This window comes from Streptomyces sp. NBC_01341 (assembly GCF_035946055.1).
Classification (GTDB): Bacteria; Actinomycetota; Actinomycetes; order Streptomycetales; family Streptomycetaceae; genus Streptomyces.
Genome location: NZ_CP108364.1, coordinates 1500960 through 1512675 on the forward strand (window position 1 = coordinate 1500960; position 11716 = coordinate 1512675).

The 11716-nt window shown below is 71.6% G+C and carries 13 protein-coding genes; 7 read left to right on the forward strand and 6 right to left on the reverse strand.

The genetic code is table 11. The annotated features are described in order from the left end of the window. Nucleotides 1–19 precede the first annotated feature (19 nt). The 4 genes from msrB to OG206_RS06705 form a co-directional block, all read right to left on the reverse strand. Nucleotides 20–427 carry a peptide-methionine (R)-S-oxide reductase MsrB gene (gene msrB / locus OG206_RS06690; RefSeq protein WP_327113231.1) on the reverse strand — a complete coding sequence of 136 codons (408 nt, stop codon included), beginning with the start codon at nucleotides 425–427 and terminating at the stop codon, nucleotides 20–22. Between the two features lie 9 nt (nucleotides 428–436). Then, nucleotides 437–1831, reverse strand: a complete 1395-nt coding sequence (gene murC, locus OG206_RS06695) for a UDP-N-acetylmuramate--L-alanine ligase (RefSeq protein ID WP_327113233.1) — start codon at nucleotides 1829–1831, stop codon at nucleotides 437–439. A 49-nt stretch (nucleotides 1832–1880) separates the two neighbouring features. Then, a complete protein-coding gene (locus OG206_RS06700) occupies nucleotides 1881–2333 on the reverse strand; it encodes an indole-3-glycerol phosphate synthase (RefSeq protein ID WP_327113235.1) in 453 nt (150 codons plus the stop codon). 158 nt (nucleotides 2334–2491) lie between these two features. Beyond that, nucleotides 2492–3262 (reverse strand): pyrimidine reductase family protein, encoded by a 771-nt coding sequence (locus tag OG206_RS06705; protein ID WP_327113237.1) that lies wholly within the window; start codon nucleotides 3260–3262, stop codon nucleotides 2492–2494. 59 nt (nucleotides 3263–3321) lie between these two features. Between OG206_RS06705 and zapE the strand changes: the two genes are divergently transcribed. The 4 genes from zapE (at nucleotide 3322) to OG206_RS06725 (ending at nucleotide 7529) form a co-directional block, all read left to right on the forward strand. Then, nucleotides 3322–4413, forward strand: a complete 1092-nt coding sequence (gene zapE / locus OG206_RS06710; RefSeq protein ID WP_327113239.1) for a cell division protein ZapE — start codon at nucleotides 3322–3324, stop codon at nucleotides 4411–4413. Between the two features lie 82 nt (nucleotides 4414–4495). Beyond that, nucleotides 4496–4921, forward strand: a complete 426-nt coding sequence (locus OG206_RS06715; protein ID WP_327113241.1) for an OsmC family protein — start codon at nucleotides 4496–4498, stop codon at nucleotides 4919–4921. Nucleotides 4922–5056: 135 nt separating this feature from the next. Then, on the forward strand, nucleotides 5057–6433 hold the full coding sequence (locus tag OG206_RS06720; protein WP_327113243.1) for an alkaline phosphatase PhoX: 1377 nt from the start codon (nucleotides 5057–5059) through the stop codon (nucleotides 6431–6433). 142 nt (nucleotides 6434–6575) lie between these two features. Beyond that, on the forward strand, nucleotides 6576–7529 hold the full coding sequence (locus OG206_RS06725; protein WP_442805807.1) for a polysaccharide deacetylase family protein: 954 nt from the start codon (nucleotides 6576–6578) through the stop codon (nucleotides 7527–7529). A 34-nt stretch (nucleotides 7530–7563) separates the two neighbouring features. Here the strand turns inward: OG206_RS06725 and OG206_RS06730 are convergent, their stop codons facing one another. Then, nucleotides 7564–7743, reverse strand: coding sequence for a hypothetical protein (locus OG206_RS06730; protein WP_327113245.1), 180 nt, complete (start codon nucleotides 7741–7743; stop codon nucleotides 7564–7566). 61 nt (nucleotides 7744–7804) lie between these two features. Then, a complete protein-coding gene (locus OG206_RS06735; RefSeq protein ID WP_327113247.1) occupies nucleotides 7805–8482 on the reverse strand; it encodes an AIM24 family protein in 678 nt (225 codons plus the stop codon). Nucleotides 8483–8555: 73 nt separating this feature from the next. Here OG206_RS06735 and OG206_RS06740 point away from each other — a divergent pair, with 73 nt between their 5' ends. The 3 genes from OG206_RS06740 (at nucleotide 8556) to OG206_RS06750 (ending at nucleotide 11716) form a co-directional block, all read left to right on the forward strand. Continuing rightward, complete coding sequence (locus OG206_RS06740; protein WP_327113249.1) at nucleotides 8556–9320, forward strand: aminoacyl-tRNA hydrolase; 765 nt, start codon at nucleotides 8556–8558, stop codon at nucleotides 9318–9320. A 181-nt stretch (nucleotides 9321–9501) separates the two neighbouring features. Beyond that, nucleotides 9502–10254, forward strand: coding sequence for a DUF4142 domain-containing protein (locus tag OG206_RS06745; protein WP_327122201.1), 753 nt, complete (start codon nucleotides 9502–9504; stop codon nucleotides 10252–10254). Between the two features lie 166 nt (nucleotides 10255–10420). Then, complete coding sequence (locus OG206_RS06750; protein WP_327113251.1) at nucleotides 10421–11716, forward strand: DUF692 domain-containing protein; 1296 nt, start codon at nucleotides 10421–10423, stop codon at nucleotides 11714–11716.

Consider the following 11716-nt stretch of genomic DNA (forward strand, 5'->3'; position numbering starts at 1 on the left):
CCGGGGCTTCCCACGTCTCTCAGGCCTCGTCGGGCGCGAGCGTCAGCGAGATGGAGTTGATGCAGTACCGCTGGTCCGTCGGGGTGGGGTATCCCTCGCCCTCGAAAACGTGCCCGAGGTGTGAACCGCAGCGGGCGCAGCGCACCTCGGTGCGTGCCATGCCGAGGCTGTCGTCCCGGAGCAACTCGACGGCGTCGGTGTCCTTCGGGTCGTAGAAGGACGGCCAGCCGCAGTGCGACTCGAATTTGGTGTCGGAGCGGAACAGCTCCGCACCGCAGGCACGGCAGGAGTAGAGGCCTGCCGTCTTGGTGTCGGTGTACTCACCCACGAAAGCGGGCTCGGTGCCGGCCTTGCGCAGCACCGCGTACTCGGCGGGGGTCAGCTCGGCCCGCCATTGCTCGTCAGGCTTCTCGACGTCGTACGACACGGTGGCTCCTCAGCTCGACAGGTGGTCCAGGATCTGCGGGCCGAGGTCGGTGACATCGCCCGCTCCCATGGTGAGAACCAGATCGCCCGGCTTCGCCATTCCCGTGACCGCGGCGGGGACCGCGGCCTTGTCGTGGACGGCCGTGACCTCGGCTCCCGCGGCCTTCGCGGCGTCGATGATCAACTCGCTCGTGACACCCGGCAGGGGGTCCTCCCTGGCCGGGTAGATGTCGAGGACGAGGGAGGCGTCGGCGAGGGCGAGGGCCTGGCCCATCTCGGTGCCGAGCTCCTTGGTGCGGGAGAAGAGGTGGGGCTGGAAGACCACGAGGAGGCGGGCGTCCGAGGCCGCGCCGCGCATGGCCTCCAGGTCTGCGGTCATCTCCGTGGGGTGGTGCGCGTAGGAGTCGATGACCTGGACACCGGCGGCCTCGCCCTTGAGCTGGAGGCGGCGCTTGACCCCGGTGTACTTGCCGATGGCGGAGGCCAGGTTGTGCGCGGGAATACCGAGCGCGACTCCCGCGGCGAGGGCGGCGACCGCGTTGAGTGCGTAGTGGCGGCCCGGCACGGAGACGGTGAAGGTGAGGTACTTGCCGTTGAGCACGACCGTGACCTCGCTCGTCAGGCCACGCGGGGTGATCTTGTGGACCCGTACGTCGGCCGTCTCGGACTCGCCGTAGGTGACCACGTCCAGGGAGGACCTGCCGCGGACCCGCTCGGTCAGCTCGACGGCGCCGGCCTGGTCAGCCGCGACGACGAGGGTGCCACCGGGGACGACCTTGCCGACGAAGGTCTCGAACGACTCGTAGATCTCGTCCATCGACGCGTAGTTCGCGTGGTGGTCGAGCTCGACGTTGAGGACGATCGCGACCTGGGGATCGTACTTCTGGAAGCTGCGGTCGCTCTCGTCGGCCTCGGCGACGAAGATGTCGCCGCCGCCGTGCGTGGCGTTGGTGCCCGGGCCCTCCAGGTCGCCGCCGATGGCGTACGACGGGTCCAGTGCCAGCTCGGACAGCGCGACGGCGAGCATGGACGTGGTGGTCGTCTTGCCGTGCGTGCCGGCGACCGCGACGGCGCGCAGCCCGTCCATCAGGGAGGCGAGCGCGTCGGAGCGGTGCACGACGGGGATGCCCAGCTCGGCGGCGCGGACCAGCTCGGGATTGTCGGCGCGGATGGCGCTGGAGACGACCACCGAGGTCGCGTCGTCGGCCAGGTGACCGGCCGCGTGACCGATGTGGACCGTCGCACCCAGTGCCCGCAGCGCCTCGGCGGTGGCGGAGTCCTTGGCGTCGCTGCCCGCCACCTTCGCTCCGCGCTGGGCGAGGATCTTCGCGATGCCCGACATTCCGGCTCCGCCGATGCCGATGAAGTGCGGCCGTTCCAGGGCGGCAGGAATACCGGGTGCCATGCGTGAGTCTCCCGAGGTGTGCTGACGTGGGTAGGGGTCCGCCCCCAGCCTATTCGCTGTGCGCGAAGAGCTTGAGCACCGGTACGCCGACCTTGTGACGGGCCCGGGACGCCCAGTCGCGGTGGAAGAACTCCTCGACGTAGTGAGGCGCCGTCAGGACGATGACCTCGTCGGCGCCCGAGTCGTCGACGACGGTCTTCAGCTTGTCCAGGGGATGGTCCTCGACCACCTGGCCGACGGCCTCCGAACCGGCCTCGCGCAGTTCCCTGAGCGAGTACTCCAGCGCCATCTCCGCGGGTTCGCGGGCCTCCTTGCCCTCCGGCTGCTCACCCTCCCGGACGGCCTCCCGCAGCTCGCCGATCGCGACGTCGTCGATCGCTCTCAGCAGTACGTCGGCCTGGTCGCTGCGGGGCTGCATCAGGACGACGAACGAGATCCGCTCCTCGCCGTGGAGGGTGGTGACGAACTCCACGTCCTCGGGAGTGAGGGGCTTCTCGATCATCAAAACGCTCGTGAACACGGCAGGCGCCCTTCCGCTTCATCCTGTCGGCCGACGGGGCGGCCGCTTCTGCTGAAACCATCCTTCCCCGCAATTGCACGGGGTAGCAGGACTTAGTGTGCCCACCAGGAGTTAACCGGAACGGGATATTCCGCTCAATGTCAGATCTTCCCGTACCGAGTGAAGAGGAACCCTGATTCCTCCAGCAGCGAGACGAGGGAGAAACGTTCCGGCACGACCACCGCCGGCCCGCCCGCGATGCGCTGCGCGTCTCCGGCCGTGAGCAGCGGTGACAGGGTCAGGCAGAGCTCGTCCAGCACACCGGCCGCCACGAACTGCCCGAGCAGCCGCGGGCCACCCTCGGTGAGGAGCCGGGTGTGACCGCGGGCCGCCAGTTCCGCCACCGCACGGGCGGGCTCGACGGCGGCGCCGTCCCCGGCGAACAGGACCTCGGCCCCCGCCTCCCTCGCCGCCCGGACCCGGTCCCCGGGTGCGGCCGTCCCGGTGATCACGAGGGTCGGGACCAGGGGCGAGACGAAGAGCGGGAGGGAGAAGTCCAGGTCGAGGCCGGCGCTGACGACGGCGACGGCCGGGGCCGGGCCCTGCCCCGCCGCGGCCCGCCGGGCGGCGAAGGCCTCGCGGGCCCGGGCGGGACGGTAACCCTCCAGGCGCACCGTCTCCGCGCCGACGACCACGGCGTCGGCAAGCCCTCGCAGGGTTCCGAAGATCCGCATGTCGGCGGCGCACGAGATGCCCTGGGAGCGGCCGTCGTGCTGGGCCGCCCCGTCGAGGGTGGACACCATGTTGGCCCGGAGCCAGGGGCGGTCACCCGCCGGGTAGGCGTAGGCGCCGGCCAGTTCGTCGAGCGTCCACTCGCGATCGGCGGCAGCGGCTGGGGTGGTCGGGTCCGTCACAGGGAGCAGGCGTCGCATGTCCGGCAGTCTGGCACGGCGCCGGAGGCCTTCCGGGAGAGGCCTTAAGGTGGAGAGTTGTGTCGTCCTCCACAGCCGTGCCGGGGCAGAGCCCCATAGCCGAAACGGCCCCGCAGTCCCTGTGCGCCCTCGAACCGCGCGTCCCCGCCGACCGGCTGGTCGCGGAGATGGTGCCCCCGCCGCGCTTCGACTCGGTGCGCTTCGATACGTACGTACCGGACTCGAACCAGCCGAGCCAGACCGAGGCGGTCGGTGTGCTCAGCTCCTTCGCCGCCGGGCTCGGCGGTGCGCACGCGACGGGTTCGGGCAAGCGCAAGTGGTTCGGGAGGAAGCAGGCGGCACCCGGCGGGCCGCGCGGCGTCTATCTCGACGGCGGGTACGGCGTCGGCAAGACGCACCTGCTGTCCTCGCTCTGGCACGCTACTCCGGCCGACCCCTCACTCAAGGCGTTCGGCACCTTCGTCGAGCTGACGAACCTGGTCGGCGCGCTCGGCTTCCAGCAGACCGTGCAGACGCTGGGCGGGCACCGGCTCCTCTGCATCGACGAATTCGAACTGGACGACCCGGGCGACACCGTCCTGGTGTCGTCCCTGCTCAGCAGGCTCGTCGAACAGGGCGTCGCCCTGGCCGCCACCTCGAACACGCTCCCCGGCAAGCTGGGCGAGGGCCGCTTCGCCGCGGTCGATTTCCTCCGCGAGATCCAGGGGCTGTCCGCGCACTTCCGGCCTCTGCGGATCGACGGCGAGGACTACCGTCACCGCGGACTGCCCGAGGCCCCGCCGCCGTACTCCGACGATTCCGTGACCAGGGCCGCGTACGCCACCGCGGGTGCCTCGCTGGACGACTTCCCGGCCCTCCTCGACCACCTCGCACGGGTGCATCCGAGCCGCTACGGCGCGCTGACGGACGGGATCGCGGCGGTCTGTCTCACCGACGTCGGCCCGGTGCCCGACCAGTCCACCGCGCTGCGCCTGGTGGTGCTGGCCGACCGGCTGTACGACCGCGAGATCCCGGTGCTCGCCTCCGGTCTGCCCTTCGACCGGCTGTTCAGTGACGAGATGCTGAACGGCGGGTACCGGAAGAAGTACTTCCGCGCCATCTCGCGGCTGACGGCGCTGGCGCGTGACGCAAAGGGTCTGGTGGCGCAGTAGGTTCGGGGGCGACGGGTGTGAGGCCGCCTCAGGGCGCGCCCCGCACCCGCGTAACCACGCACACCGTTCGAAGGGAACCAGTATGGCTACCACGCGTCAGGCGCACACGGTCTGGGAAGGCAACCTGCTCGAGGGCACGGGCGTCGTTACCCTCGACTCCTCCGGCGTCGGGGAGTTCGCGGTCTCGTGGCCGTCCCGCGCGGAGAAGGCGAACGGCAAGACCAGCCCCGAGGAGCTCATCGCAGCCGCGCACTCCAGCTGCTTCTCGATGGCCCTGTCCAACGGCCTGACGACGGCGGGTACGCCGCCGACCCGGCTGAACACGCAGGCCGAGGTCACACTGCAGCCCGGCACCGGCATCACCGGCATCCACCTCACCGTGGAGGGCGAGGTCCCCGGCCTCGACGAGGCGGGCTTCGTGAAGGCCGCCGAGGACGCCAAGGCGAACTGCCCGGTCAGCCAGGCGCTCACGGGCACCACGATCACGCTCACCGCGTCGCTGGCCTGACCTCACTCCCGCCCCAGGGGCCTCATCCGCCCCCGGGACACATGGGGCACCGTGGCCCGCATGGTTCCCGCGCGCCCCGACGCGTGGTACACACATGCGGGTCACTTCACCTGTCCGCCAACAGGGAGTTGCCTCATGTCATCCGCACCTCGACGACTCGCGACACGACGACAGGTCCTGGCCGGCAGCGCCGCCACCGCGGCCTCCGTAGCCTTCACCGGGGCCTTCACCGAACTCTTCGCCGGCACCGCCGAAGCCCGGGGCCACAGCGGTTACGGCCCCCTCCTGCCGGATCCGCACGGGCTGCTGGATCTGCCGAAGGGTTTCCGCTATCGCGTCCTCTCCCGGGAGGGCGAGCCGCTCCGCTCCGGCGAGGGCCTGGTCCCCAGCAACCACGACGGCATGTCGGCCTTCGCCGGCCGCCACGGCCGGGTCCATCTCGTGCGCAACCACGAGAACCGGGTCACCGGCAAGATCGGTGTTCCCACGGTCGAAGGGCTCACCTACGACCCGATGGGCAAGGGCGGTTGTACGTCCATCGAGCTCGACGCGGACGGCGCCGTGCGCGGCGAGCGCGTCGCCATCGCCGGCACGGCCGTCAACTGCGCCGGCGGCCCCACCCCCTGGAACACCTGGCTGACCTGCGAGGAGACCGAGGACCGGGCGGGGACCAACGGCTACACGAAGGACCACGGCTTCATCTTCGAGGTCGACGGCGCCGATCCCCGCCGCACCGGGGCCGTCCCGCTCACCGCGATGGGCCGCTTCCAGCACGAGGCGATCGCCGTCGATCCGGGCAACGGCATCGTGTACGAGACCGAGGACGCGTTCGAGAGGCCGTTCGGGCTCTTCTACCGCTTCCTGCCGAAGAAACCGCTCGGCGGGACCGGCTCGCTGCGCGCCGGCGGCGCGCTGGAGGCCATGCGGGTCCCCGGGGTGCCCGACCTCTCCGCGATCCAGGAGACCGGCGCGACCTTCGACCGGATCGAATGGGTCCCCGTACCGGACCCGCAGGCCGCCGGTACGCCGATCCGGCTCCAGGATTTCGGCCCCAAGGGCATCACCCACGCCCAGAAGCTGGAGGGCTGCTACTGGGGCGGGTCCTCGGTGTACTTCGTCTCCAGCTTCGCGCACAGTGCGGAGGGATCGGCGGGCGATCACTTCGGTCAGGTGTGGCGGTACGAACCGAAGCGGCGCCGGCTCACGCTCGTCATCGTCTTCGGCCCGGACACCGACGTGCAGCTGCCGGGCGAGTCACCCGACAACATCTGCCTGGCGGCAGGGGGCGGGCTGATGGTCTGCGAGGACGGCGGCGGCGCCCAGCACGTACTCGGGGTGACGCGGCGCGGCGAGGTCTACGCGATGGCGCGCGGGCGTCAGAACATCGGGACGCCCGAGGAGCCGGAGTGGGGGGAGTTCGCCGGGGTCACGTTCTCGCCGGACGGCCGGACGATGTTCGTGAACTGCTACACGCCGGGGACGACGTTCGCCGTGACGGGCCCCTGGCGCTGATCACGTGCGGCCACCCGCCGCGACCGGGCCGTGGGGCACCGTCACCCCTGGGCGAACCGGAGGACAGGTCGCAGGGTAGGCCGTGCGGGCCCGGCCGGAGCGCCTCTGAATAATCTGATTATCCATCAGTTAGCTTCCTCGGATGATCAGATCTGTTCGTGCGATGACTGCTTGTGTCGTACTGGGTGCGGCGCTCACCGGGTGCGGAGCTCCTGAGGGCACCCGCACCGGGACGACGGCTGCTCCGGCAGCCGCTCCGTCACCGGTGCGGGAGTCCGGCAGGACATCCGGTCAGGAACCCGGCAAGGAGTCCGCGACACCGTCCGCCTCCCCCTCGCGGCCTCCGAAACCGGCCACGAGGAGCGCGCCTCCCGTGCTCGCACCCGGTCCCGGCGGTCTCACGCCGGTCTTCGAGCGCCGGGGGGACGGGGCGCCCTCCGGGACCGGAGGGGCGGGCGCGTCCGACAAGGTCGTGGCCCTCACCTTCGACGCGGACATGACGGCGGACCAGGGACCGCGAGCGGCGGCGGGCGAGCACTTCGACAATCCCGGGCTCATCGCGTCGCTGCGCCGGCTCGCGGTGCCGTCGACGGTCTTCATGACGGGCAGATGGGCGCAGGAATACCCGGCGCAGGCCCGCGCGATCGGCAGCGATCCGCTGTTCGAGATCGCCAACCACTCCTACAGCCACTACGCCTTCTCCTCCCCCTGCTACGGGCTGCCGTCCGTGGCGGAGAAGGACATGCGGCGGGATGTGGAGAAGGCGTTCACCGCCATCCGGAGGACGGGCGCGCGCAACGTCGTGCCGTACTTCCGCTTCCCCGGCGGCTGCTACGACGACGCCTCGCTGAAGGCCCTGGCCCCCACCGGGGTGACCGCCGTGCAGTGGGACGTGGTGAGCGGGGACGCCTTCGCGACGGACGCGGACGCCGTGGCCGAACAGGTACTGGCCGAGGTGAAGCCGGGATCGCTGGTGGTCATGCACTGCACCCGCAGCGCGGCTCCCGTCACCGATGCCGCCGTACGGCGGATCGTGCCGGAGCTGCGCGAGCGCGGCTACCGCTTCGTGAAGGTCTCCGAGCTGATGCGCGGCTGAGGACACCCCGTGCGCGAGGTCCCGCCCGCACGCTTCACCCGGAGCACGCGGAGCGTCCCGCCTCCTGCCAGGCACAGACGGGGCAGAGGGTGCTGCCCTTCGCCGACTCCGGGTACTCGGTGGGCTCCCGGCACAGCACGCACTCGGCGTACGGCGGGCCCGCGTCCAGGGGCGCGGGGGCCGGCGCGGGCGTCTCGCAGTACGCATCGTCCATACCCACCAGGGTACGCAGTCGCCCAGTGCGGCGGCCGGGACGCCAGGGCCGCCCCCCGGGATCAGTGGGCCGACGCCTTCTCCGGCTTGAGCTCGCTGGGGCGGACGATCACGAAGCCCTCGCCCTGGAGCATCAGCTGGACCGCCTCGCCGGAGCCGCCGCGCACCATCGAGCCGAAGCTCTGCGAGCGGTGCAGCGAGGTGGACAGCTGGGCGCTCCAGCCGACGACGGCGTCCGTGTCGACGTAGACCGGCTGCTGTGCGGTGACGGGAATCACGATGGGGGTGCCGTCGCAGATCAGGCCGAGCTTGCCGTAGCCGCTGAAGACACTGTTGAAGAGCCCGCCGCCGGTCATCCCGGCGCCCTTCACGGTCTTGATCTCGTACGCGAGGGTGGCGTCGAAGCAGAGGACGTTGCGGCCGTTGACGGTCAGGACGTCGCCCTGCTCCATGTCCACGATGAAGCAGTTCGCCGCCTCGTGGGCGAACCACGCCTCGCCCTGGCCGGAGACCGCCATGAGCGGCAGGCCCTCACCGGTGACGGCACGCTTGAGCATGCCGCCTATGCCCTGGCCCTTGCGTTCGAACTGGAGGCTGCCCCGGAACGCGATCATCGATCCCTGGCGCGCGTGCATCTCACCGTTGACGGCGTACTTGATCGACTTGGCGTTCTGCAGGGTCATGCCCGGGACGGTCGCCTGCTGCGCCGTGTGCTCGCTGGAAAAGAGGTCGCTCTTCATGCCGTGCATCCTCACCCGGAGCCTTGTATTCCGCCAAGAACGGGTCGTCGCCCGCGCCTGGCAGACTGGTGGCGTGAGCAGCGACAGCGTTTCCGAACCCTCCCCCGCGGAGCCCTCCGCCCCCGCCGACAGCCCGTTCCGCACGGAGCCGACGTCTCGCGACGAGGCCCCGCAGTTCGTCCTGCCGCTGGTGGTGCGCATCGAGAGGACGGACCCCCCGGCGCGCAACGACGCCCTGGCGACCGCGGCCCGCGCCGTCCTCACGATCCTGTCCGACCCCCGGTCGCTCGCGGAGGGCGGGGCCGAGGGTGAGGGCGAATGGGCACGGGCCATGCGTGACTGGCAGGACGCCCGGATCCGCAAGGTGGTCAGGCGGGCGCGCGGAGCGGAGTGGCGCAAGGCGTCCGCGCTGCCCGGGATCACGGTCACCGGCGAGCGCGCCGAGGTGCGGGTCTTCCCGCCGGTACCGCTGGACGGCTGGCCCAAGGAGCTGGCCAAACTGCAGGTGTCGGGCACCGATCTGGACGACCCCGAACCCCCCGCCGCGCCCGACCCGGCAGGTCCCGTGCTCTGGATGAACCCCGAGGTCGGCATGTCGGCGGGCAAGGCGATGGCACAGGCCGGGCACGGTGCGCAGCTCGCCTGGTGGGAGCTGTCGGACACGGAGCGGAAGGCCTGGCGCGAGGCGGGCTTCCCGCTCTCGGTCGCGACGCCGGACGCCGTCCGCTGGCGCGCGCTCACGGCGAGCGGACTGCCGGTCGTGCGCGACGCCGGGTTCACCGAAGTCGCCCCCGGCTCCTGCACGGTCGTCGCCGATCACCCCGCGCTGCGCCGCTGACCTGCGGGCCGGGCCGGGCCGGGCGCCGCACCGGATCTTTCGCCGCCCTGTTGAACATCCCTGCGCCCGAATACGTATCTCCCCGTACTGCCGCCACGGCATTACCGCCAAGTAGGTTGATCGACGCTTCAGTTGGCGGTTGATTCGACGCTGTCACGTACCGGCCCGGGAGAACATCTTGTTGCGACGCATCAACGGAACGGCCCTCATCATCGCCGCGCTGGTCGCCACGCTCGGCGCGCTCGCCTTTCCCGTCTGGTCCTACGCCGACCGTTCGGGCACGGGCGAGGCCAATCTGAACGCGTCCAGCGTCGCCACCCAGTGGGGCCCGCTCTCCGCCACCGACCGGGACTTCCTGGTGAAGGTGCGCCTCGCCGGGCTCTGGGAGCTGCCGGCGGGGCAGCAGGCCATCGAGCGCGCGCCGAGCGAGGGCGTGAAGCAGGCCGGGGACCACCTGGTGGTGGGGCACACGGACCTGGACCGACGGGCTCGCGACGTGGCCTCGAAGCTCGGTGTGGAGCTCCCGAACCAGCCCTCGGAGCTGCAGCAGGGCTGGCTCGACGAGCTCACGGCGGCGAGCGGGCAGGAGTACGAGCAGAAGTTCGCCAACCTCCTGCGGGCCGCGCACGGCAAGGTGTTCGCCCTGATCGCCCAGGTCAGGCACACGACACGCAACTCGCTGATCCGGCAGCTGGCCTCCGACGCCAACCAGACGGTGCTCGACCACATCACCATGCTGGAGCGCACCGGGTTCGTCGACTTCGACGGCCTGGCGCGTGACGCCGCCGCGGCCGCGACGTCCAGTCCGTCGGGGCCGCCCGTGTCCTCGGGCGGTGGCGTCCCGCAGGTCCCGGTTCCGGTGACCCCGAGCGGCGACCAGTCGTTCACCTCGCGCCCGGTGCCGCCCACCATGGCTCCGCTGCCCCAGCCGTAGCCGGCCCGCCGGCGCCGGTGGTCAGGCGCCGGTGGTCAGGCCACCCTGGTAACGGGTACGGGCACAGCCTCCGGAAACCTCAAATCCACCTCTGAACGTCCCTCCTTTCGGATTCGCGGGCTCCCCGCGGGGCCATCACCCCTGCACAGAACGGGGAGGGAACACCATGGAGCTGGGAACGGGGATCGGCTGGCGACCGGAGATCGCGGAGACGGTCGAGGCGCTGCCGGGGATCGAATGGGTCGAGGCGGTCGCGGAGAACATCTGCACGGACCATCTCCCGCAATCGCTCGTGCGCCTGCGGGAGCGCGGAGTCACGGTCGTCCCGCACGGCGTCTCGCTGGGGCTGGGCGGTGCGGACCGCCCGGACCCCGGCCGTCTCGCCGCACTGGCCGCGAAGGCCGAGCTGCTGGGCACACCGCTGGTGACCGAGCACATCGCGTTCGTGCGGGCCGGGGGGACCCTCACCGCGTCGCCGGTACTGGAGGCGGGCCATCTGCTGCCCGTGGCCCGGACCTGGGACGCGCTGGAGGTGCTGTGCGAAAACGTGCGGATCGCGCAGGACTCGCTGCCCGTCCCCCTGGCCCTGGAGAACATCGCCGCGCTGGTCTCCTGGCCCGGCGATCAGCTGACCGAGGGACAGTTCCTCGCGGAGCTGGTCGAGCGCACCGGCGTACGGCTGCTGATCGATGTCGCCAACCTGCACACCAACCACGTCAACCGCGGCGAGGACCCCGCGCAGGCTCTCGACGAACTGCCGGTGGAGGCCATCGCGTACGTCCACGTGGCGGGCGGCGTCGAGAAGGACGGTGTCTGGCACGACACCCACGCCCATCCCGTGACGCGGCCGGTCCTGGACGTACTGGGCGAACTCCGCTCCCGCGTCGACCCGCCGGGTGTGCTGCTGGAGCGCGACGACGACTTCCCGCCGGGCGCGGAGCTGGCGGCCGAACTCACCGCGATCCGGGAGACGCTCGCCGCGGCGGCCTCGGAACCCCGTCGGGTCCGGCGGCAGCCGGCCGGCCGGGTGGCCGGGCCCGCCTCCCGTACGGCCGGCGCCCGCGGCCGTACCTCTGTGGCACAGACCGCGCTGCTGTCGTCCCTGGTGGCCGGCACCCCGGTGCCGGACGGCTTCGACCACAGGCGCCTCGCGGTGCAGAGCAGGGCCCTGGCGGCGAAGCGGGCCGACGTCGTCGCCAAGGTCGCCCCGGAGCTGCCCGAGATCCTCGGCGACGGCTACCGGGGGGCGTTCCTCGCATACGCCCGGAACCGGCCGATGTCCGCCGGATACCGCCGCGACGCCCTCGGTTTCGCCGAGCAGCTGCTCGTCGCGGGCCACCCGGTCGACGAGGCCGCCCGCCGGCGGCTGACGCGCTGGTGGGAGGAGCGCGCCGCCCCCCGCCCGCCCCGCCGTGCGACCCGCCTGGTCCACGCCGCCCGTGCCGCTCTTCTCGGAAAGTGA